The sequence below is a fragment of the Periweissella fabalis genome (assembly GCF_012396505.1).
GTDB classification, from domain to species: Bacteria; Bacillota; Bacilli; order Lactobacillales; family Lactobacillaceae; genus Periweissella; species Periweissella fabalis.
Map to the genome: position 1 here is coordinate 88,146 of NZ_JAAXPN010000003.1, position 21,201 is coordinate 109,346.

The 21,201-nt window shown below is 37.8% G+C and carries 24 protein-coding genes and 2 tRNA genes; 20 read left to right on the forward strand and 6 right to left on the reverse strand.

Features of this window, described 5'->3' with window-relative positions:
* Positions 1 to 334: 334 nt before the first annotated feature.
* The 16 genes from rlmH to HF964_RS04465 all read left to right on the forward strand — a co-directional run bounded on the left by rlmH (position 335) and on the right by HF964_RS04465 (position 13,428).
* Positions 335 to 814 (forward strand): 23S rRNA (pseudouridine(1915)-N(3))-methyltransferase RlmH, encoded by a 480-nt coding sequence (gene rlmH / locus HF964_RS04390; RefSeq protein ID WP_168721847.1) that lies wholly within the window; start codon positions 335 to 337, stop codon positions 812 to 814.
* A 222-nt stretch (positions 815 to 1,036) separates the two neighbouring features.
* Positions 1,037 to 1,474, forward strand: a complete 438-nt coding sequence (locus tag HF964_RS04395; protein WP_168721917.1) for an NINE protein — start codon at positions 1,037 to 1,039, stop codon at positions 1,472 to 1,474.
* A gap of 19 nt (positions 1,475 to 1,493) precedes the next feature.
* Positions 1,494 to 2,177, forward strand: a complete 684-nt coding sequence (locus tag HF964_RS04400) for a DUF6287 domain-containing protein (protein ID WP_168721848.1) — start codon at positions 1,494 to 1,496, stop codon at positions 2,175 to 2,177.
* Complete coding sequence (locus HF964_RS04405) at positions 2,150 to 2,569, forward strand: DUF6287 domain-containing protein (protein ID WP_168721849.1); 420 nt, start codon at positions 2,150 to 2,152, stop codon at positions 2,567 to 2,569. The genes HF964_RS04400 and HF964_RS04405 overlap by 28 nt, the downstream gene beginning before the upstream one ends.
* A gap of 276 nt (positions 2,570 to 2,845) precedes the next feature.
* The gene (locus HF964_RS04410; RefSeq protein ID WP_168721850.1) at positions 2,846 to 3,691 is read left to right on the forward strand and encodes an NADPH-dependent FMN reductase; all 846 of its coding nucleotides are present in this window, start codon (positions 2,846 to 2,848) and stop codon (positions 3,689 to 3,691) included.
* Complete coding sequence (locus HF964_RS04415; protein ID WP_246220242.1) at positions 3,688 to 4,635, forward strand: FAD:protein FMN transferase; 948 nt, start codon at positions 3,688 to 3,690, stop codon at positions 4,633 to 4,635. The genes HF964_RS04410 and HF964_RS04415 overlap by 4 nt, the downstream gene beginning before the upstream one ends.
* 3 nt (positions 4,636 to 4,638) lie before the next feature.
* Positions 4,639 to 5,109 (forward strand): PAS domain-containing protein, encoded by a 471-nt coding sequence (locus tag HF964_RS04420; RefSeq protein ID WP_168721851.1) that lies wholly within the window; start codon positions 4,639 to 4,641, stop codon positions 5,107 to 5,109.
* 76 nt (positions 5,110 to 5,185) lie between these two features.
* On the forward strand, positions 5,186 to 6,094 hold the full coding sequence (locus HF964_RS04425; RefSeq protein WP_168721852.1) for a LysR family transcriptional regulator: 909 nt from the start codon (positions 5,186 to 5,188) through the stop codon (positions 6,092 to 6,094).
* Entirely contained in the window at positions 6,091 to 7,482 is a 1,392-nt protein-coding gene (locus tag HF964_RS04430; RefSeq protein WP_168721853.1) for a class II fumarate hydratase, read from the forward strand. The genes HF964_RS04425 and HF964_RS04430 overlap by 4 nt, the downstream gene beginning before the upstream one ends.
* Before the next feature lie 4 nt (positions 7,483 to 7,486).
* Complete coding sequence (locus HF964_RS04435) at positions 7,487 to 8,881, forward strand: flavocytochrome c (RefSeq protein ID WP_168721854.1); 1,395 nt, start codon at positions 7,487 to 7,489, stop codon at positions 8,879 to 8,881.
* 30 nt (positions 8,882 to 8,911) lie between these two features.
* Positions 8,912 to 10,333 carry an anion permease gene (locus tag HF964_RS04440; RefSeq protein ID WP_168721855.1) on the forward strand — a complete coding sequence of 474 codons (1,422 nt, stop codon included), beginning with the start codon at positions 8,912 to 8,914 and terminating at the stop codon, positions 10,331 to 10,333.
* A 121-nt stretch (positions 10,334 to 10,454) separates the two neighbouring features.
* Complete coding sequence (locus HF964_RS04445) at positions 10,455 to 10,856, forward strand: choline-binding protein (protein WP_168721856.1); 402 nt, start codon at positions 10,455 to 10,457, stop codon at positions 10,854 to 10,856.
* 67 nt (positions 10,857 to 10,923) lie between these two features.
* The gene (locus HF964_RS04450; protein WP_168721767.1) at positions 10,924 to 11,742 is read left to right on the forward strand and encodes a hypothetical protein; all 819 of its coding nucleotides are present in this window, start codon (positions 10,924 to 10,926) and stop codon (positions 11,740 to 11,742) included.
* Between the two features lie 6 nt (positions 11,743 to 11,748).
* A complete protein-coding gene (locus HF964_RS04455; protein WP_168721857.1) occupies positions 11,749 to 12,327 on the forward strand; it encodes a hypothetical protein in 579 nt (192 codons plus the stop codon).
* Positions 12,328 to 12,343: 16 nt separating this feature from the next.
* On the forward strand, positions 12,344 to 12,937 hold the full coding sequence (locus HF964_RS04460) for an ATP-binding cassette domain-containing protein (RefSeq protein ID WP_168721858.1): 594 nt from the start codon (positions 12,344 to 12,346) through the stop codon (positions 12,935 to 12,937).
* Positions 12,937 to 13,428, forward strand: coding sequence for a hypothetical protein (locus HF964_RS04465; RefSeq protein WP_168721859.1), 492 nt, complete (start codon positions 12,937 to 12,939; stop codon positions 13,426 to 13,428). Before HF964_RS04460 ends, HF964_RS04465 begins: the two co-directional genes overlap by 1 nt.
* 83 nt (positions 13,429 to 13,511) lie before the next feature.
* Here the strand turns inward: HF964_RS04465 and HF964_RS04470 are convergent, their stop codons facing one another.
* The 4 genes from HF964_RS04470 to HF964_RS04480 form a co-directional block, all read right to left on the reverse strand.
* Complete coding sequence (locus tag HF964_RS04470; protein WP_246220243.1) at positions 13,512 to 14,126, reverse strand: hypothetical protein; 615 nt, start codon at positions 14,124 to 14,126, stop codon at positions 13,512 to 13,514.
* Positions 14,099 to 14,305, reverse strand: a complete 207-nt coding sequence (locus HF964_RS09970) for a hypothetical protein (RefSeq protein WP_246220244.1) — start codon at positions 14,303 to 14,305, stop codon at positions 14,099 to 14,101. The genes HF964_RS04470 and HF964_RS09970 overlap by 28 nt, the downstream gene beginning before the upstream one ends.
* A 412-nt stretch (positions 14,306 to 14,717) precedes the next feature.
* Positions 14,718 to 14,966, reverse strand: a complete 249-nt coding sequence (locus HF964_RS04475) for a TetR/AcrR family transcriptional regulator (protein WP_168721860.1) — start codon at positions 14,964 to 14,966, stop codon at positions 14,718 to 14,720.
* Positions 14,967 to 15,024: 58 nt separating this feature from the next.
* On the reverse strand, positions 15,025 to 15,537 hold the full coding sequence (locus HF964_RS04480) for a phosphatase PAP2 family protein (protein ID WP_168721861.1): 513 nt from the start codon (positions 15,535 to 15,537) through the stop codon (positions 15,025 to 15,027).
* Positions 15,538 to 16,031: 494 nt separating this feature from the next.
* Here HF964_RS04480 and HF964_RS04485 point away from each other — a divergent pair, with 494 nt between their 5' ends.
* The 4 genes from HF964_RS04485 (at position 16,032) to HF964_RS04500 (ending at position 20,939) form a co-directional block, all read left to right on the forward strand.
* Positions 16,032 to 17,819: an ABC transporter substrate-binding protein gene (locus HF964_RS04485; protein WP_168721862.1), complete on the forward strand. Its 1,788-nt coding sequence runs from the start codon at positions 16,032 to 16,034 to the stop codon at positions 17,817 to 17,819.
* Between the two features lie 76 nt (positions 17,820 to 17,895).
* A complete protein-coding gene (rpmG, locus tag HF964_RS04490; protein WP_168721863.1) occupies positions 17,896 to 18,045 on the forward strand; it encodes a 50S ribosomal protein L33 in 150 nt (49 codons plus the stop codon).
* A gap of 8 nt (positions 18,046 to 18,053) precedes the next feature.
* Positions 18,054 to 18,323, forward strand: a complete 270-nt coding sequence (gene rpsN, locus HF964_RS04495; RefSeq protein WP_168721864.1) for a 30S ribosomal protein S14 — start codon at positions 18,054 to 18,056, stop codon at positions 18,321 to 18,323.
* A gap of 153 nt (positions 18,324 to 18,476) precedes the next feature.
* Positions 18,477 to 20,939, forward strand: coding sequence for a polysaccharide lyase 8 family protein (locus tag HF964_RS04500; protein WP_168721865.1), 2,463 nt, complete (start codon positions 18,477 to 18,479; stop codon positions 20,937 to 20,939).
* 57 nt (positions 20,940 to 20,996) lie between these two features.
* On the opposite strand, the gene HF964_RS04505 is transcribed toward HF964_RS04500, so the two are convergent.
* Together HF964_RS04505 and HF964_RS04510 are read right to left on the reverse strand one after the other, a co-directional pair.
* Positions 20,997 to 21,068 (reverse strand) — tRNA-Asn (locus HF964_RS04505).
* A 39-nt stretch (positions 21,069 to 21,107) separates the two neighbouring features.
* Positions 21,108 to 21,179: transfer RNA gene (locus HF964_RS04510), tRNA-Asn, on the reverse strand.
* Positions 21,180 to 21,201 lie beyond the last annotated feature (22 nt).

The window sequence follows — 21,201 nt, forward strand, 5'->3', positions numbered from 1 at the left end:
CTTTTTATTAAAAAAAAGGCTATTTTAGCAGATTATTACTATAAAGACGAATTAAAAATTAAAAATAACAATCGGTTGTAAAAGGCGAACATGTAAACATCACGTAAATGTGGATAACATTTGGTAAAAATGTGGTTTTAAATATTTAGTAGATAAAAATCGCATAAAAGCGGCATTTTTGATTAAGTTTTAATCTGTGGATAACTTTACAAATCTGTGGATAAATTTTAGTGTTCGTATTAGAATACTAATATTATTAGGCTTTATCCCCATGTTGATAAGTTAGCTGTTCGTGTGGATAAAAATTGAAAAATTAAATGCATGGAGGCATAAAATGAATATTAAAATTATTGGTGTGGGCCGGTTGAAGGAAAAGTATTTGAAACAAGGAATTGAAGAATACGCCAAACGGTTGAGTAAATTTGCAAAATTTGAAGTTGTCGAAGTACCCGATGAAAAAGCGCCGGAACAATTATCTGAAGCTGAAATGTTGCAAGTTAAAGAACGTGAAGGTGAACGGATTCTAGATAAAATTAAAGATCGAGAATATGTTTTTGCATTAGCAATTTTAGGTAAAGAACGTTCAAGTGAAGAATTAGCTGCAGAAATTGATAAACTCGCAACCTATGGTAATTCTGATATCACGTTTGTTATCGGTGGTTCATTAGGCTTATCAAAAGCGGTTTTAAAACGGGCCGACACGCAAATTAGTTTTGGACGCTTTACTTTACCGCACCAATTAATGCGCTTAGTACTAACTGAACAGGTTTATCGAGCATATATGATTAATGCTGGTAGCCCATACCACAAGTGACCCCGATTAAAAAACGGAGCTGTGACATAACTCTTTCCTGATGGTAATTTGTTGCTACAACGTGTTCCAGAAATCCCGATATATTCGAAAAGATACGCAAAAAAGCCGAGAAAATACATTTTTCTTGGCTTTTTTGCTATTATTGAGCACCAGTGTTCAACACTTTAATTATATTAAAATTAATGGTAAAATAACTTTTAATATAGAAAAGAGGATTGTTGCGTGTCAGTTGTAGATGATTTAAAAAAATATAAAGAATTGTTAGATAGTGGTGTATTAACGCAAGAAGAATTTGATGTTAAAAAAGCGGAATTGTTAAAACAATCAGATAATAATGTTTTAAACAATTATGTTCAAGATGTAACTGCAAACCCAAATCCTACTGGGGTTAGGAGTAATAAGTCAAAGATTGTGGCAGGTATATTAGGTATTTTTTTAGGCAGTTTAGGAATTCATAATTTTTATTTAGGTAAAACTGCACGGGGACTGACACAACTTATTTTAACGATTTTCGGTTGGCTGACAGCAATTTTCATTATTGGTTACTTGATTATTGTCATTGTTGATATTTGGGTCTTTATTGAAGGAATTTTAATTTTAATTTCAAATCGTGGTTCAAAATGGCACCTCGATGGATTTGGTAATGAACTTAATGATTAATAAAAATAGAAGACAGCAAATGGGCCAAAAGATAACCAAGCTGCTTGGAATTGGTTTAGTAACGATCGGGGTACTGAGTCTAAGTGCGTGTGGGGCACAAAAACATGTCGATAATGCTAGCGCATCAAGCCAAAGTAGTAGCACTAGTAGTAAAACTAGCAGTGCCATTAGTAGCCAAGCGTCTAAGAAGAGTACAAGTCATCAAGTAAGTAGTAAAAAGTATACTCAACAATCAAAGGCCACACCAATACCAGTCATTAATTTGGCCCAAATTCAACAAGGTAATTTTAGAAGTTTACAAGGGCAATGGCAATTAATTGCTACTTCGGTTAATCGCGAAGACGGTAATGGCCAACAAGCTTATCAACATGAAAATGGTAGTGAGCAGCTTTTTGTAAATCAAAATACAATTTCGGATGGTAGTTTTGTTTTACAAGGCTCAACAATTGCGGCTGATTCAGCGATGCAACCAGTAGCCTATAAAGTGGCTGATAAAATGCTCGATGCATCATTTTCAAACCAAGGTGCTGTGAGTGTCAATCATGTAATTACATTCATCCCCCGTGGAGTTGATAGTGGCATCAAAATTGATGGTAAATCAATTGGAACAAGTCAAAATTTAATCCAAGTGTGGAGTAGCGGGCCAAGCTTTTATAGTATTTATGCGCAAACAAGTTGCCAGCAAATACAGCAACTAAATTAAATATCCAAGCAATTCAGTCAAATCAATTCAGTAGCTTAGTAGGGACATGGAAAAATCCAACCGATGGCAAAGAAATTACGGTAATTAATCAAATTACCATTAAACCGACTAGCTCACATTATTCGGGTTTCATGGGTGTAACCACTGATGGTCCAAAAGATTCGGATGGCAATGCTGAAGTCATTACGAATGGCGATATTACGAATGGTTGGTTAGAAGGTGGGATTGGTAATTTTTCAAGTGGTCCCGGGAGTGCTTTTGAACCATTAGCGATTGCTCCGGCGGGCATTAAAATTGCGCCAGAAGATAATTCTGATGTCAGTAAAGATCGCTTAATTGTCGGTAGCGGCCAAGGAGGCTATGCAACCTCAGCTTACTATCGCATTAAATAAAAACGGTAAAATAACCAGCGAAAGATTATTTTCGCTGGTTATTTTTTGTGCTTTAATTCACTATATATGATTTAAAAATCTTTTAACAGCATGAAATTAAATTATTAATCTGACTTATACTTTAATTTATACAAGATATATAGGGGAGATAAACCTTGATAAATAAACGTTTATAACTTGTGAAGTGTTTTGCAATCTTTGACATAAAAAGCGGAATACGGTTTAATAAAGGCATCGCTTAAGCATGTGAAAAAACAAACTAATGAGGATAAGTGAATGAATTTTGTCGCGATTGTTGGAACCAATGCGCGTAAATCTTACAACCGTAAGTTACTTTGGTTCATGAAAAAACATTTTAAGGATCAAGTGAATATCGAGATTATTGAAATCGCGGATTTACCATTATTTAATGAGGATGATGAAGCTCCATTGCGCATTGGTGAAATTGCGCGTTCAATTCAAGCATCCGATGGAGTTATTATTTCAACCCCTGAATATGATCACTCAATTACTGCCGCCTTAAAGTCATTTATTGAATGGATGAGTTATGGCACGTTGCATCCCTTTACCAATAAACCGGTAATGTTAGTGGGCGCATCATTAGGCCGCCAAGGAACTAATAACGCCCAAGAACATTTACGGCAAATTATGGATGCACCGGGACTAGATGCCTTAGTGCTACCAGGGAACCAATTTTTAGTTGGTCCGGCTGCTCAAATTATTGATATGACGACGGAAGAATTAACTGATGCGAATACGATTGGCTTTTTGGAAACGATCATGCAACATTTCATCCGCTTTGCAAGTTTATTGCAACCAATGTGTGGTGAAGGAGTTGATCGCACTAAGCCTGCGCCAACTAGTGATGTTGATATCGCCACCGTTAACTTAGGGTATGCTTCATTAGATAGTGTCATGCCAGGTTCACCGCTTGATGAAGATGCCATCCCCACGATTATTCAACCAACCCCCACTGCAGCAATTATCGAAAAAGGTGATGGTTGGTGGGTTGAAAAGACGATGTTGACGGATAAGGTGGCCGCGCCGGTTGTTGGTACGATTACACCAGCAACTGCCACGCCAGTCGAAGCTGATGCCACAACCGGTGCATCGATGTTTTGATTAAAATTGAAAAAACCTGGCATGCAATGGGAACGATTAATCAGTTGACTTTGTTTGGTACTCGACAAGTTAATGAACTTGATGCCACGATTGCCCTAGTTAATCATTATGAAGATTTATTGACGGTTAATCGCACCCAATCGACGGTCATGGCCGTTAATCAAGCGGCGGGGGCTCATCCAGTGGCCGTTCCACCAATTGTATATCAATTAATTAAACGGGCAGTTTATGAAAGCCAGCAACATTTTGGCTTTAATGTCGCGATTGGACCATTAGTAAATTTATGGCATATTGGCTTTGCAGATGCCAAAGTACCAAGTGATACGGCAATTACGCAAGTCCGGCAAAAAATTGTTAGTGATGGCATTATTTTAGATGATGACGCCCTAACCGTTTACTTGCCAGTAGCGGGGATGGCCTTAGATTTAGGGGCCATTGCGAAAGGCTATATTGCTGATCGGGTCAAAGATTATTGGCAAGCCCAAGGTCAAATGGCGGGCATCATTAATTTTGGCGGCAACATTGTACTACTAAATGCCGCCCCCCACAATGATGATGGGCGCTGGACAATTGGCGTGCGAGATCCACTTGTCCGTCATGGTGCAACAATTGCCTTACTTACCACCCCGGCAATGTCGATTGTGACTAGCGGAGTCGCTGAACGTCATCTAGTGGCAAATGGCCAAACGTATCACCATATTATTGATCCAGAAACTGGTTATCCACACGATAATGAACTTGCGAGTGTGACCGTTTTATCACCAAAATCAATTGATGGTGAAGTTGAAACGACCCGACTATTTTTCAATGATGGGCCCATCGAAGCGGATGACTATCCCTTTGGAGCGATATTTATTTATCGTGACCGCTCGATTCGCTTAGTAAACATTAATCCGGCTGATTTTAAAATTATTCAGCCCACATTTTATATTAAGGAAGCATAGATTATGGTAGATCAAATTGAAGTAGAAAAAGAAAAAACATTTGTTGATAATCAAGGAACTATCAACTTACCCACGGGCCACGTGTCATTAACCGCCTTACGTCAAATTTTAAATAGTTTACCATTTGAAATTACATTTGCTGATGCTGATGACCGGTTAGCATATTATTCTGATAATGAACATCGCATCGAACGGTATGCAGCGTCTGAATTAGGAGCATCGTTTGTCAGTTTATTTCCAAAAGCTGATCAAGTTGCGGTAAGTAGGATGCTAAGTGATTTACATCAAGGTGCCGCTGAGCATTTTGAACAATGGTTCCCTAAAAATAATCAGACCATCTACAATAATTTTTACGCCGTGCGCGATATTGATGGGACTTTCTTAGGAACGTTACGATTTACGGGTGATATTAGCCGGATTCAAGGCTTCCGCGGGGTTAAGACTACCTTTAATTCAGGCAAAGTTGATAACTAGTTGTTAAATATTAAGATTCCATAAGTTATTATATAGGCAAGGTTAGTTGTGTTATACTTTGTGAAGGTGGTAGATTATGTTACTCAATGACTTAGATTATTTTGTAGCGCTTGCTGAAGAAGGAACATTTACAGGTGCATCACGCAAAAAATTTGTATCACAGCCTTCAATTACAAACGTATTACAGCGCTTGGAAAAAGAATTGGGCGAACAATTGATTATTCGTCAACGCGGAACACGCTCAGTCCAACTAACTACTGCTGGTACAACTTTATTTCAACATAGTAAGAATATTTTGCGAGAAACAGAAATAATTAAAAGTGACATAACTAATCAACATAAAGTTGGTATCGGTGTCCCACCAATTATTGGGGCGACTATTTTTCCTAAGATTATGCGCCGCTTAAATGACCAAGAGATTGAAGCCTTTCATATGGTCGAGAGTGGTTCAAGTAATATGTACGAGCTGCTTGATAACGATAAGGTTGACATGGTATTTGTCGGTAGCTTAATGCCCGAACATGATCGAAATTATGATAGTCACTATATAACCAAAAGCCAATATGTAGTTATTTTGCCTATTGATCATCCTTTGGGACAAAAAACAAGCCTAAATTTTGATGATTTACGGGGTGAGCGCTTTATTTCAGTTGGTGAGGCATTCATGCAACATCGAGTATTAGTTGAGCAACTTATCAAACATAATATGGTTGATGAGCTACACAGGACATATATAACTAACGAAATAACTACAGAACAAGCATTAATTGCGGCTGGCAACGGCATTGGTATTATGGTTGAATTAGCAGTTCAAGGGCGTAGTGATCTAGTAACGGTACCCTTAGCTGAACCACTTGATTTCTATATTTATTTAATCCAAAAGCGTGATCATCAATTATCCGCTTTTGCAAATCGTTTAAAACAAAAAATGGTTGAAGTTATTAACGAAATATACTTAAAAGACAATAAGGAGAATAAGTTATGACCCAAGAATTTCGAATTGAAGCAGATGCAATTGGTGAAGTAAAAGTTCCGGTTGAAGCCGCTTGGATGGCCCAAACCCAACGTTCACTTGAAAACTTTCCAACTGGTGCTCGGATGCCACTAGCAATTATCCGGGAATTACTCAATATCAAACGGGCTGCTGCTTTAGCTAACAAAGCCAATGGTTCATTAGATGCTGCTCGCGCCGATGCGATTATTACAACGATTGAAGCGTTACTTAAACTAGATGATGTTGAATTACGTAAGGATTTTCCATTGTCAGTTTACCAAACTGGTTCTGGAACCCAAACTAACATGAACACGAATGAAGTTGTGGCTCACTTGGCCAGTCAAACGGGGATTGAAGTATTACCCAATGACCACGTTAATATGGGCCAATCATCAAATGATATTTTCCCAACAGCGATGCACATTGTCGCCGTGGCAGCCGTGGCAGATGTTGAAGCAGCTTTAGCCCACTTGATTGCCGAATTACGCCTCAAACAAGACGCTTTCTGGGATGTGATTAAAGTTGGGCGGACGCACTTACAAGATGCAACGCCATTGACATTTGGCCAAGAATTATCTGGATACATTTCAGCCTTGAAGCACAACCAAGCTAACTTAGAAATTTTACGGCCGCAATTGTACGAATTAGCTATGGGTGGGACCGCAGTCGGTACGGGGTTAAATGCCAATACTGAATTAGGAGCTGCGATTGCCGCCACCGTTTCAGAAGTCTATGGCTTCCCATTTACCGGTGAAAGTAATAAGTTTTACGGCCTTGCTAACCATACGGCAATTAACACAGTTCACGGTGCCTTTAAAGCCTTAGCCGCTGATTTAATGAAGATTGGAAATGATATTCGCTTCTTAGCTTCTGGTCCCCGGGGTGGCTATGGTGAATTAACAATTCCAGCTAACGAACCCGGTTCATCAATCATGCCTGGTAAAGTTAACCCAACGCAAGTGGAAGCCTTAACGATGGCGGCTGTGCGGGTGTTTGGTAACGATACGACGATTACGATGGCCGCAAGCCAAGGTAACTTTGAATTAAACGTCTTCAAACCAGTAATGATTGATGCGTTCTTAGAATCAGCCGAATTATTAGCCGGCACGATGACAGGCTTTGCTGATCGCATGATTCACGGCCTTGAAGTTAACCCAACGCGGATGCACGAATTGCTTGATAATTCATTGATGACCGTGACGGCATTATCCCCCCACATTGGTTACCATGCGGCTGCTGAAATTGCTCAAGCCGCTGATAAGAATGGGACAACGTTAAAAGTGGCCGCTTTAGCATCCGGCGCCTTAACTGAAGCACAATATGATGAATGGATGGACTTCATGGCAATGACGAACCTTGAACGTTCACATAAGGAGTAAAAAAATGGCTAAATTTATTTTTCCAAAAGCTGATATCGCTGATTTAAAAGATGCCTATGACTTTGTGGTGATTGGCTCTGGGGCCGCAGGGATGACCGCCGCCATTCAAGCCCAAGAACTTGGCCTAGATGTCGCAATTTTTGAAAAATTAGAAGTTTTAGGTGGGAATTCAAACCGGGCTTCTTCTGGCATGAACGCCGTGGAAACCTTTGTGCAATTAAATAATAAAATTGTTGATTCGCAAGCTTCATTTTATGAAGATACATTAAAAGGTGGTGGCGGGACCAACGATAAAGACCTTTTGGAATATTTTGTTACGCATACGGAATCAGCTATTGACTGGTTATACAACCACAATATTAACCTCACGGATATTACGGCTACTGGGGGGATGAGCCAAAAACGGGCTCACCGTCCGGGTGATAAATCAGCCGTGGGCGGTTACTTAGTTAAAGGTTTGCAAAAACAATTAGCCTTTAAAAAAATTCCTTTATTTGATGGTACTGAAGTGACGCGATTAGAAAAAACGGGTAATCAAATTACTGGTCTAACGATTAAAAACGCCAAGCTTGGTGAAAAAACAATTCAAGCCAAGGCGGTCTTAATTGCTTCAGGTGGGTTTGCGCAAAACCGTGAAATGTTAGCCGAATATGCCCCTGAATTACTTGATTTAAAGACAACTAACCACCCTGGTGCCACTGGGGATGGAATGAAATTGGTAACGGCAGTTGGTGGGACGTTAGTGGATATGAATAAGATTCAAATTCACCCAACCGCCCAACAAGATACTGATCACGTCTATTTAATCGGTGAAGGGGTGCGTGGTGAAGGGGCGATTTTAGTTAACCGCGCTGGCCAACGGTTCGTTAATGAAATGACTACCCGTGATAAAGCGACGGCGGCGATTAATGATTTACATGAAGATGGGGCGACGTTAATTTTGGATCAAGGAATTCGCGAAGCCTTTACCGCAATTGATTTCTATCACGCCATTGGTTTGGTAATGGAAGGGGCGACTTTGGCTGAGTTAGCTGAAAAAGCGCATTTAGATGCCGCTAATTTAGCAGCAACCGTAGCGCAATGGAATATTTTCCAAGCTGCCGGTGCCGATACCGAATTTGGCCGTAGCACCGCCATGGAACGGGGGATTTTAAAGGCCCCTTACTATGCCATTCACATTAAACCAGCCATTCATTACACAATGGGTGGCGTCAAGATTAATCCGTTAACCGAAGTTGTCGCAGCAAACGGGGATGCCATTAGTGGATTGTATGCCGCCGGTGAAGTAACGGGTGGTCTACACGGTAACAACCGCATCGGTGGGAACTCAATTGCCGAAACCGTGGTCTTTGGGCGCCAAGCAGGGAAGCAAGCAGCAAAATTTATTCTAGGTTTGTAAGTAAAAATACTTAATTAGAGGAAAATTGGGATGAGTTCATTAGAAAAAATTGACTATCGTAAATTCATTGCGCCAGTCATTGTTGGTTTGATTATTTGGTTTGCCGCACCCCTGCGCCCAGATACATTGAGTGTCGTGGCATGGCATATGTTTGCAATTTTTGTCGCCACCATTATTGGTTTGGTTACTAAGCCCTTACCATTAGGTGGGATTGCGTTACTCGGTTTTGTCGCCACGGTGTTAACTGGTACCGTACCAGTTGAAAAGGCGATTGTTGGCTTTGGGAACAGTTCAATCTGGTTGATTGTGATGGCCTTTTTCATCTCACGCGGGTTTATTAAAACTGGTTTAGGTCACCGGATTGCGTTAATCTTTGTGCGGGCCTTTGGGAAGAAAACATTAGGTTTATCATACGCATTATCAGCGGTTGATTTGATTGTCGCCCCAGGAACACCTTCAAATACCGCACGGGCTGGTGGGGTGATGTATCCGATCATCAAGTCATTAGCGCAAACTTTCAAATCAGATCCAGCTGATGGAACTGAACGCAAGATTGGTTCATTTTTAATTTTTACTGAATTTCATGCCAATATGATTACGGCAGCGATGTTCTTAACTGCCATGGCTGGGAATCCAATTGTACAAGCCTTTGCGGGTAAGCAAGGGGTTAACATTACGTGGATGAACTGGTTCTTAGCCGCATTGGTTCCCGGAATTATTTCATTAATTGTGATTCCCTTTGTGATTTACAAACTTTATCCACCAGAACAAAAAGCAACGCCAGATGCTAAAAATTGGGCCACCGGTGAATTAGCCGCAATGGGTAAGATTACTAAGGCTGAAACGATGATGATCATTGGTTTCGTAGCCGCATTGGTTCTTTGGATTACTGGTGCGATGACTGGGATTGATGCGACAACAACTGGGTTTATTGTGATTGCGTTCTTATTAGTTGCCGGGGTGCTTTCATGGAATGATATCTTAAAAGAAACTGGTGCTTGGAACACTTTATTCTGGTTCTCAGTTTTAGTTATGATGGCCGGTGAACTCAATGTTTTAGGCTTTATTCCATGGTTATCACACATTATTGGTAGTAGTTTACATGGTTTAAATTGGTTTGTGGTGTTAATTATTTTAGTTGTTGCCTACTTTTACAGCCACTACTTCTTTGCTTCAGCAACAGCCCACATTTCAGCGATGTATGCCGCTTTCTTAGCGGTTGCCTTAGCTGCCCATGTCCCAGCAATGTTAGCCGCTTTAATGCTTGGATTCTTCGGTAACTTGCTTGCTTCAACAACTCACTATTCATCAGGACCTGCGCCAATTTTATTTGGTTCAGGCTACGTTAAACAAGGTGATTGGTGGCGCTTGAACTTTATTTTAGGAATTCTTTACATCATCATTTGGGTCGGGATTGGCTCACTTTGGATGAAATTGATTGGCCTTTGGTAAATTACGACGAGTAACAATTGAATAAAGCTAGATACATGGGTATGCGATCATCTCGATTTTCGAGGTGGTCTTTTTTTAATTAAAATTAATTTAATTTAAGAAAAATAAGAAGGAGAATTTTATGCTTAAAGGTATTTTATCAAAAATTATGATTAGTGGTACTTTGTTAGTTGGTTTAATGAGTGCTACTGCATTTGCTTCTACGTGGACAATTTCACAAGAAAATGTCAGTGACAGTGGTCGTTGGAGTACGTTAGGATCTTCTAATACGAAAACAACAAATGACAATGATGCTTCCTTTAATGGAGATGCTTTACCTAATTGGAAGGGTTATAATGTCAAATTAATTAATTCAAAATTAGAAGCACGATCATCTAAAACAGGATTATATCTCGATAAAACAAGTTATGCAGGAAATAATTCTGGTCTTGTGGGTTATGGATATTACGCAGACGTTCGCTCTGCCCCATCGGAACCTAATTTTAGTAATGTTAAGTTACACTTCAGTGCAGATCATAAATAATAAAGGCATAACGTAGTACATTCAAAGATGTGTGCTGCGTTTTATTTAATAGAAATGGAGATTTAAAATGCGGAAACGAAGGAATATTTTTTTACTAATATTAGTAGCAATTCTATTTATTGTTGTAACGATAGCAATACTCGCATCAGTTAAGGATAATAAGGGAATTCCGCAGAATGGGTTGTTGGCGCTTAATATTTTTTTTGGTATACAAACTAATGGCTTTGACTTAGGGGTTACCAGTATGTTTTTTATATTTACGATAGTTCAATTATGTGGATCATTAATGCATATCTACATTAAAAATAGTAATTATTTAATAATGGTGCAGCAACGTATAGGTTATCGGCATTTTGTAAAACAAGGAATTATTTGTACTTTTGCGGTGACAGTTGGCTTATCTTTATTAATAAATTTGTATGAAGTCGGGGTAATTTCTTTATTAGTACATCCGTTTACATCAACTTCAATGCCAATACAAAACAGATTCGCTACATTTAATAACGGTACGGTAACAGGTGTAATTATTTATAGTGCTCTGTCAGTAATAGGGCTTGGTATATATTCTGTATTGATTTTTATTATTGGATTGTTCATAAAAAAAACAATTCTCTATATTCCTTTGAGTGCGATTTTGAGTATAGTTTTATCGGTCATGCCTATTGTAATCTTGAAACCATTAGGGGCTGGACCAGTAGCTGCATTAATTGCATATATCTTAACCCCTCTTGGATTATATTCTCCAAATCAAGCAGTATACATGCCGATATTTCAACTTTCGTGGTTTAACAATTATATTGCGTTTATGGTAACAGGGGTTATATATTTAACGATTACATGGTTACTTGCCCAAATATGGATTAAACGGAAGGAAAAACTAGGGTAATTCATAATGCAAAGAAGAACATTTTTATCAATTACTTTTAATGCTTTTATCATTCCAGTGATTTTAGGACTGGTAGCCGGCAGTAATTCGTTGATGGGAAATACTAGCCATTTAGATTTCATTAGTATTGATATTGCATCGCATTTTACTACCTTGATTACCCAACCACTTTTGAGCTTATATATTGCATGGCAAGTTGCAAGCTATCGAAAAATTACGCCATTAATTAAAATTAGAAAGCAAAAAGATGTAATTCAAATAATGTTATTACGGCTAATTTTAGCCGAATCATTATGTTATTTTATTATTTTTTATAGCATGTTTTTATTTTCTGGTATCCGTTGGTTTATGGATGGTAACGCAATATTAGGAATAGCAATTATGCTTTTACACATGGTAGTTATTTGTGGCTTAAATATGGCATTGATTGTGTTATTGGATTATAAATATCGGACTAGCATTATTTTTAGTATTCTTATTTTGCCCATGTTGTATCACTATATTATCGAAATACAAAGTTTACTAATTATGTATAGTCCAGTATTTGATCCACTATATCGAGCTATACATGAGATTTATCGCTAAATTGTAGGAGAAAGTTATGCTTAAAGTTGAAAAAATCACCAAAAAATTTAAAGGAGTTGATGTCTTAAAAGATGTTACTTTTAATCTAGAACCTGGCCAATTAGTCCATATTCGTGGCATTAACGGGTCTGGGAAGTCTACTATATTTAAAATTATTACTGGATTATTAAAACCAGCAACAGGTACGATCATGCTCGGTGATAATGATGTTGTTGGGGCGTTGATTGAAAATCCCGGTTTTTTAGAATTTGAAGATGTACTAACCAATCTACGTTTCTTAGCCGATTTAAATCATAATTATAATGAAGCTTATATTATCGAATTAATGAAAAAATTTCAATTAGATCCAGCTAACAAGCAGCCGGTTGCTAAATATTCAATTGGAATGCGTCAAAAGTTAGGGATAATTCAAGCAATCATGGAAAATCAAAATATTATCTTATTAGATGAACCTACCCGAGGTTTGGATGTTGAGAGTATTAATCAATTTGCGGCACTAATTATGGAATTAAAGGCCGCTGGTAAAAGTATTATTGTGGCTAGTCATGACGATGTGGCTGCAATTACGTATGATCAACAATTACAGCTAGTTGATGGATGTCTCAGTTGATGAAAAGATTAGGCATAATGAGTGTATACTTTGTACTAAGTTTGGTCTTAGTCACGCTTGTACCACCGTTGGTAAGTGTGGCTCCGGTACATGATGTTATTGAATTAATTTTTGGTTATGAAAATAACCACATTTATTTAGCTCTTGTGAGTAGTTTGATATTTCTTTTTGATTATTTGACCATATTAATACCATTGTTAGATTTAGTGGTACTACATCAATTTATACATTTTCGGCAAGTTAGTCGAGCACGGATTTTACAAGCAGCCGTGAAATATATTGCACCATATTTTATTTTATTTATGTTACTAAAGTTGTATATACTTAAATTTGTTGATACACCACAAATATTTTTAACAATTGGGATATATGGTATGCTCTGGTTGGTACTAATATACAGTGCCGTAAAAGAACAAAAGCAGACAATATGGTTAGTTATTTTAGCAGTATTATTAACTGTAAGAATTTTAATGGCCAATGTATTTTACTGAAATTAACACGTTTAAGCTTCTTGTTAGATACATAAACATAGCCAAAAACAGCTTGGAAATTTTCCAAGCTGTTTTTTGTGGTATTAAATTTCAGATTTATTCCCAATTTTGAACAATACCATACCGATGATTACATAGGTTGATAAAACAATCAAAGGTTGTGAAATAGCGTTACCATCAAAGAAAGTAATATTACGAAGCAAGGTACCGGGTGCACCAGGTGGTAATAGTTGACCTAAGACGCCCCAACCGTTTGGTAACATTTCAGGCGCCGAAGCAAGGCCTGAAAGGGGATTTCCCAATAGGATTAATAAGATGGCGGCAATTCCTAAACCAGGATTACCGAGAACTTCCAGAACTCCTAGGACGAAGAAACCAGTCGCTGCGATTCCTAACATTGCACCGAGTGAAGTTAAGAAGTAATTCCCATCAAAAGTACCGATACCATATTGAATAACGCCAACAAGACCAAGACCACCAATCAGTGAGAAACTAAGAATTGCGGCAAATTTTTGCTTTTTACCTTTAATTAAATTAGCGATGGCAACTGCACCAATCCAACTACCAAGAGCAATTGGTAAGGCCCCAGCGGCTAATCCAGTTCCTTTTGGATCAGCTTTTGGGAAGCTCTTAATATCAATAATGTTAGCTTTCTTAGTATTGATGGCTGCTAATTGTGTAGTAAGGACTTTGAGCATGCGTGGATCATTGGTTTGGCTAATTTTGCATAGCTTTCTTGGTTTGGTGTTAATAATCCAATTGGCACGTTATTAATGCCTGAGTTAACCGCGGGTAGAGAAAATGCCGTCATCATAATTGCTAATACGACAGTTAAACCCACTGTTAACGTTAAAATGAATTTCCATGTTGATTTCATTTGTTTTCCTCCATTGCTGTTTTGGTAAATAAAGCATAGCAAACCGATAAATGGAGCAAAACCATCAATAAACGATAAGTGTTGGATAAAATTATTTCAGCATGATTTTAACTAAATTAGGCGCAATACTACGGATAATTACCGAAAATTCAGCTGGTGACTCACGAAAATCGGCTTGAATCCACGTGACAATTAAATTTAACATGACGCCTGAAATTGCTGACAAGCGTATTTTTCAGGAATGACTAATTCGCCGACAATATCGGTTTGCACAAAAAGTTGTTGTGCAAAGCTAGTTAAACGTTCGGTGAAGCGCCCATCCGAACGGTCACTTAAATACAGCCGAATTGTTTCACGTTCAGCGTAGAGGCGCTCGATAAGAGTAGCGATACGGTGGTTAATTAATTCTTGGTTACTGACGGCTGCAACATTGAGTTCCGATAAGAGTTAGGTTTTCAATGAATGTTAATTGAAGTTGGGACATTAAATCTTCTTTGTCTAAATAATGATCATAGAAGGTTGAGCGATTAATGGCGGCGTGCTTAATAATTAAGCTGACCGTGATTTTGGGATAGCCAACGGAACGTAATAACGTGACGAACACTTGGCGAATTTTTTGGTCGGTTTTACGATAGCGTAAATCTTGCGTTTTATTTTTCATGGTCATTAGTATAGCAGAATATGTTTAAGAAAAAAAAGAAGCCAATTCGGCTTCTTTTTTAGATTGGTTCATGAAAGACGGTTTGAAGTTTTTTGAAGAGGGGGAAGGTAAATAAAATCCAAGCTAAACTCAATGAGTAACCAGCTAAAATATCACTTGGGTAGTGCACACCAAGGTAAACTCGTGATAAACCAATTACCGCTATTAAGGCGATTAAAACAACTTGGACGGCAAAACGAACAGCTTGATTTTTGATGATGTAAAAAACGATAATTGCTAAAATCCCATAGAAAATCATACTACTAGTTGCGTGACCACTGGGGAAACTAAAACCTTTGTGGTGAATTTTTGGCCGCGGGCGTTGGAAGTAATTTTTCAAAATATTAACGGCACCTAAGCTTAAAAGCATTGAGCTAATAAAAACCCAGATCGCTTCAACATAACGCTTGATAATAATTAAGAGGACGGCAGCAATAGTGACAAGCCAGTTATAAAGATGACCGTTACCGATTTTATCAAGATGTTTAAAAAAATGCTTGCCAAAAGGATAGCCCCCGCGGACATGGTGCATGATGGTTACATCAAAATTAGTTAACGCTTGAGGAATACTAAGAAAAAGGATTACTAATACGATAAAAATTGCTAGTGCGATACTGCCTAAAATATTTAATGATTTTTTTTCATAGAGAACCTCGATATTAAAATGATATTTATTTGAGTATAACGGTGAAAATAGTAGAAAAATACTATTACAATAAAAATTTATATAAAAAAATACTTGCATAAATTATTTTTAATGGTATATTTAACTGCAATAACTTGAGGAGGAGATAATCATGCATAATAGTTTTATGAACATTTGGCAAAGCTGGCAAAGCTGAAGTTGTGTGTATGCAAAGGGCATAGACACAATTTTTAGGAACTTTCTAAAAAGTGTCTATGCCGGTGATTATCTCAAACGTTTAAAACCGGTTAGCAGTATGCTACCGGTTTTTTTATTGCCTTTTTAGGAAGTTTTCTAATGTGTAATTTTTAAATGAAATTAGCTAGTTTAGAGGAGAATTTATGAAAAGAGCAACAAAATATATTATTGGATCAGTAACAATTGGTATCTTAAGTATGGTATTAGCAGGATGTAGTTCTTCGAATACCAATAATAATCAGACGGCTTCATTAGGTAATTTAAAAATCAACTATGATAATAAAAAGCAAGCAATCAGTAACGGTACTCTCAATATCGGTTTAGTTCAAGATACTCCGTTTCAAGGAATTTTTTCACCAACATTATTAAATACGACAGCAGATAGCACATTGCTAGCGCCAACGGGAGGTTCATTATTTAAAACAACGACGGCATTTAAAATTATTGATGGTGGGGCAGCTAATATTAAATTAGATAAGGAAACTAAAACGGCCACAATTACTTTACATAAAGGTTTAACTTGGTCAGATGGTAAAGCTGTAATAGCAAAGGATTTAGAATTTCCGTATGAAATTATCGCTAATCCTGCATATCAAGCCCAGCAATACTCTGATTCATATGCCAATATTGTTGGTATGACAGCCTATCACAATGGTCAAACTAAAACAATTACAGGAATTACATATCCTAAAGGCCCCAATGGGAATATTCTACAAATTAAATTTAATCATATGACACCAGGAATGTGGCAGTCAGGTTCCGGATATTATTTTGAAGGTGCCGAACCTTATCACTATTTAAAAAATATTAAACCAGCTAATTTGGCAGCATCAAAAGAAATTCGCCAAGCACCGTTAGGCTATGGCCCATATAAGGTAAGTAAGATTAATGCTGGTCAATCTGTTTTATACGTTCCTAATCCATATTATTATGGGACAAAACCTAAATTAAAGTTAATCAATGCTAGTGTTGTATCAACAGCAACTGCTCAAGCTGCTTTAAAAGATAAGAAATATGATATTATGTATAATTTACCAACTACAGCTTACCCTGCAATTAAAGCTTTACCTGATTATGTTCAAACAGGTAACCAATCATTACGCTTATCATATCTTGATTTTAATTTAGGACACTATGATAGTAATACATCAATGAATATCATGGATCGTAAAACCCCATTACAAAGTATTGCTCTACGTCAAGCAATAGGCTACGCAATGAATGTTGACCAAGTTACACAAAAATTTGATAATGGTTTAAATCAACGCTTGCGAACAAGTATTGTACCAGTTTTTAAGGGTGCTATTAATACAAATATTAAAGGCTATCCACTAAATATCAATAAAGCCAATCAACTACTTGATAATGCTGGCTTTAAATGGAATCCTAAGCATGAGTATCGTTTAACACCTGAGGGAAAACCATTCAAATTAACATTTGTATCACGAGCTAGCGACGCCAATACTGAAGCTATTTCACAAAATTATATTCAACAGTGGAAGCAAGTGGGAATTAATGTCGGTCTTTATCATGGACGATTGACAGATTTTAATACTTGGGTCCAAATGATGATGGGGGGGACAAATAATGATTGGGATTTCACAATTGCTTCTAATTCAGGAACATCTGATCCGTCACAAATTGCCTTATTTGGTAAAGGAACCCAATATAATATTGGCCATTTTACAACCCCTAAATTCAGTCAGCTACAAGCTAAAATAGATTCTCCGGCTGCCATTGATCCAGCAGTTCGCAAACAGGCTTTATTTGAATATCAGAAGTATGTTCAAAATAACGTGCCATTTATTCCACTAACGTCTGGCTTAGATTGGATACCAGTTAATCAACGAGTAATTGGTTATACAAATGATGTTGCTGCTAGTCAAGAATTATGGGCTAATATAGCTGTATCGGCTTCAAAAACAAAGTAATTACACTAACTTGACAATTATGAAACTAATTACTATAATTTAAATAGTAATTATTACTATTTAAAAGGATGAAAATATGCGCAAAAATATTATTTTACAAAATACGGAAGCAAATGAACGAATTTACTTAACGAGTAAAAATGTTCGCAATACCCCTGATCGATTATCATTGATGAAATATTCACCAAAATTACAACGTAAAGCATTATTTATTGAAGTTAAGTAAGGAGTATTATGGCAAAAAAATCAAAAATTGCAAAAGCAGCGAAACAAGCAGCCTTAGTGGAGCAATACGCTGCTAAACGGGCGGAATTAAAAGCTGCTGGGGATTATATTGGCTTATCAAAATTACCCCGTAATTCAAGCGCGGTACGCCTACATAACCGAGATCAGTTAGATGGTCGGCCCCATGGTTATATGCGTAAATTCGGCATGTCACGGCTTAATTTCCGCCAATTAGCCCACAAGGGTCAGATTCCTGGCGTTCAAAAAGCTAGTTGGTAGGCATGAATCTCTAAATTTTAAATTATCCTGAAATAAATTAATTTTGTTTTGATATACGATAAATTTAAAGGGAACACGGTACAATGAAGCGGTAGTTATCAATTGTGATAACTACCGCTTTTTTATGTATAAAAAATTTAAGAGGATTCCAAGATGCAATTTCGCAATCAAAAAAAGCCATCTCACCGTAAGGCCTATCTTACGGGTGCCGTTGTTGTTTTACTGGCGGCTGGTGGCGGGATTATTGGTTACCAACACACGCATTCGAATACAGCAGTTCAACAAACAGCTACTAATAAATACCAAGTTTTACAAACAAATTGGCAAAATCAATTAATACCATCTGGTAAATTACCTGATAATGCAAGTTCCAAAGCCTATGTTGCCAAGCTTAATAAGCAAGCAACGGAATTATTGAGGACCATGCATTTAAAAGGCCAAGATACCCTTTGGAAAGCTAGGGGTGGTAAAGTTGGTTCGGCAAATATGACACATCAATTTAATAATTTACAAACATTAGCGTTAGCATATGGCACGCTGGGCACCCAACAATACCATGATGCTAAAGTATTAAAAACAATTGTAGCGGGCTTGGACTTTATGACCCAGCCAAGCCGCTATGACGGGAAACACTATTCTGGTAATTGGTTTGATTGGCAAATCGGGACACCGCAAAGTTTTATTAATATTTTGATGATTTTGGGTAATAAATTACCCAAAGCCGAGCAACAAAAATATCTAAAAATTATTCAAACGTACGTCCCTAATGCTAACCAACAATTGAAATTACGGCCGCAAGATAAAAATTTCCCTGTAATTTTTAAACAAGATTTTAAAGCCACGGCCGCCAATCGTGTTGATTTAGCAAGTACGGTGTTAGGGTTAGGCATCTTACAACAAAATGCTAAAATGATCACAACTGCAACGCAAAATGTGGTGGCGGTCTTTAAACCAGTTAAAACAGGCGATGGGTTTTATCGTGATGGTTCCTTTATTCAACACACGGATGTCGCCTATACTGGTGAATATGGAAATGCACTGATTGGCCAAGCTAGTCGCGTCCTCGCAGTAGTTAAAAACACCCCATTTGCGCTACCAACCGCGTCTGCTGAAAAATTTAGTAATGAAGTCATTAAAGCGTTTATTCCGGTACTTTATCAAAAAAATACGCTGGCGATGGTGGAAGGTCGGGGAGTAACTCGAGCACCCGCCGGAACTGGAGGTCAAGGTTGGCAACCAGCGACTATGGCAAACTTATTATTAGTTGCCGATGCTGCACCAAAAGCCCAACAGACTCAATTACAAGCGGCTGTGAAATATTGGGTTAATAAAGATCCTAAATATTTCTGGACCAGTGTGCGTGATTATAATGATTTACGCTTATTGAGTGCGGTGGAAAGTAACCACCAGATTCAAGCAACTAAAGCCCAATTTAGAGGAACGAAACTATATGCGGCGATGGGGCGCTTTGTGCAACAAAGTCAGAAATTTAGTTTAGGAATTAGTTTATCTTCCCAACGCGTGGCAAGTTTTGAAGCCGGTAATGGTGAAAATAAACATGGTTGGCACATGGGTGATGGCCAACTATATCTTTATAATGGTGACGGAATTCAATATGGCGAAAGTTACTGGCCAACAATTGATCCCTATCGCTTGCCTGGGACAACGATTGATACGAAGCCCTTACCGAATGTTGGAGATGGTTTCGTAGCACCAACACCTCAAAATACGTGGGCTGGGGGAGTCACCAATGGTAATAATGCCGTAATTAGCATGGCCCTTGACCAACAAGGTTTGCACTTAGGTAAACAAACCATACCGATGAATTTACAGGCGAAAAAATCATGGTTTATGGTTGATAATCAAGTCGTGGCATTAGGGGCTGGGATTACTGGTGCGAGTAATACAGGGATTGAAACCGTGGGTGAAGATCGGTTGTTGAGTAATGAAAAACAATATCAATTATTGTCAGATCATGGTGAAATCAAGCCGACTAGTACGGTTAAAGATGCTAAATGGTTGATGCTTAAAGCACCAAAAGTCCAACAATCAATCGGCTATTATTTCCCAAAAACCACCACGATTGAAGCAAGTCAACAAATTCGTACAGGGCGTTATGCCGATATTAATAAGAAATTTACTAATCATAAAACCTACACTGGGAAATATGAAAAATTAATTATTAAGCATGGTAAAAATCCGGTAAATCGCAAATATGCATATATTTTAGTTCCGAATGCATCAAGGACTAAGATGCAAAAATTGGTCCAACAAAATCCAATTAAGATTTTAGCAAATGATGCACAAATTCAAGCGGTTAAAACTACTAATGATGTGTATTTAGGCATTAATTTCTGGGGACCGATGGGTGGTGAATTAGCCGGGATTAAAACTAATCACGGCTTAGCATTGTTACGAACAAAACATGCTGGCATCACGACATATACTTTTAGTGATCCAACCCAGAGTGCAACGCAAGTGGCGGTTAAATTACCTGAAAAAATGGCCGCTAAATTAAAAATGAGTCCAGGGATTACGTATGATTCACAAACGGGTGAATACTTACTAAACTTTACTAATTTAGCTGGCAAGGCTTTAAAAATTAGTTTTAAATAAAAAAAAGATGGGTGAAATTTTATTTCATCCATCTTTTTTTGTCTCTAGTGCATAATACTGTCCAGGTTGGAATCGAACCAACACTCTTTCGATTAACAGTCGAACGCAGTACCATTGTGCCACTGGACAAACATTTATTAACGATTTATATGTGGGAAAAATTCCCAACTGTCCAGGTTGGAATCGAACCAACACTCTTTCGATTAACAGTCGAACGCAGTACCATTGTGCCACTGGACAAATATTTATTAAATTTCTATGT

Excerpts from the sequence above, each read along its gene's own strand:
- rlmH (WP_168721847.1), top strand. The coding sequence starts at position 335 with ATGAATATTAAAATTATTGGTGTGGGCCGGTTGAAGGAAAAGTATTTG.
- HF964_RS04400 (WP_168721848.1), top strand. The coding sequence starts at position 1,494 with ATGGGCCAAAAGATAACCAAGCTGCTTGGAATTGGTTTAGTAACGATC.
- HF964_RS04410 (WP_168721850.1), top strand. The coding sequence starts at position 2,846 with ATGAATTTTGTCGCGATTGTTGGAACCAATGCGCGTAAATCTTACAAC.
- HF964_RS04420 (WP_168721851.1), top strand. The coding sequence starts at position 4,639 with ATGGTAGATCAAATTGAAGTAGAAAAAGAAAAAACATTTGTTGATAAT.
- HF964_RS04425 (WP_168721852.1), top strand. The coding sequence starts at position 5,186 with ATGTTACTCAATGACTTAGATTATTTTGTAGCGCTTGCTGAAGAAGGA.
- HF964_RS04430 (WP_168721853.1), top strand. The coding sequence starts at position 6,091 with ATGACCCAAGAATTTCGAATTGAAGCAGATGCAATTGGTGAAGTAAAA.
- HF964_RS04435 (WP_168721854.1), top strand. The coding sequence starts at position 7,487 with ATGGCTAAATTTATTTTTCCAAAAGCTGATATCGCTGATTTAAAAGAT.
- HF964_RS04440 (WP_168721855.1), top strand. The coding sequence starts at position 8,912 with ATGAGTTCATTAGAAAAAATTGACTATCGTAAATTCATTGCGCCAGTC.
- HF964_RS04445 (WP_168721856.1), top strand. The coding sequence starts at position 10,455 with ATGCTTAAAGGTATTTTATCAAAAATTATGATTAGTGGTACTTTGTTA.
- HF964_RS04450 (WP_168721767.1), top strand. The coding sequence starts at position 10,924 with ATGCGGAAACGAAGGAATATTTTTTTACTAATATTAGTAGCAATTCTA.
- HF964_RS04455 (WP_168721857.1), top strand. The coding sequence starts at position 11,749 with ATGCAAAGAAGAACATTTTTATCAATTACTTTTAATGCTTTTATCATT.
- HF964_RS04460 (WP_168721858.1), top strand. The coding sequence starts at position 12,344 with ATGCTTAAAGTTGAAAAAATCACCAAAAAATTTAAAGGAGTTGATGTC.
- HF964_RS04465 (WP_168721859.1), top strand. The coding sequence starts at position 12,937 with ATGAAAAGATTAGGCATAATGAGTGTATACTTTGTACTAAGTTTGGTC.
- HF964_RS04470 (WP_246220243.1), bottom strand. The coding sequence starts at position 14,126 with ATGCTCAAAGTCCTTACTACACAATTAGCAGCCATCAATACTAAGAAA.
- HF964_RS09970 (WP_246220244.1), bottom strand. The coding sequence starts at position 14,305 with ATGAAATCAACATGGAAATTCATTTTAACGTTAACAGTGGGTTTAACT.
- HF964_RS04475 (WP_168721860.1), bottom strand. The coding sequence starts at position 14,966 with ATGAAAAATAAAACGCAAGATTTACGCTATCGTAAAACCGACCAAAAA.
- HF964_RS04480 (WP_168721861.1), bottom strand. The coding sequence starts at position 15,537 with ATGCACCATGTCCGCGGGGGCTATCCTTTTGGCAAGCATTTTTTTAAA.
- HF964_RS04485 (WP_168721862.1), top strand. The coding sequence starts at position 16,032 with ATGAAAAGAGCAACAAAATATATTATTGGATCAGTAACAATTGGTATC.
- rpmG (WP_168721863.1), top strand. The coding sequence starts at position 17,896 with ATGCGCAAAAATATTATTTTACAAAATACGGAAGCAAATGAACGAATT.
- rpsN (WP_168721864.1), top strand. The coding sequence starts at position 18,054 with ATGGCAAAAAAATCAAAAATTGCAAAAGCAGCGAAACAAGCAGCCTTA.
- HF964_RS04500 (WP_168721865.1), top strand. The coding sequence starts at position 18,477 with ATGCAATTTCGCAATCAAAAAAAGCCATCTCACCGTAAGGCCTATCTT.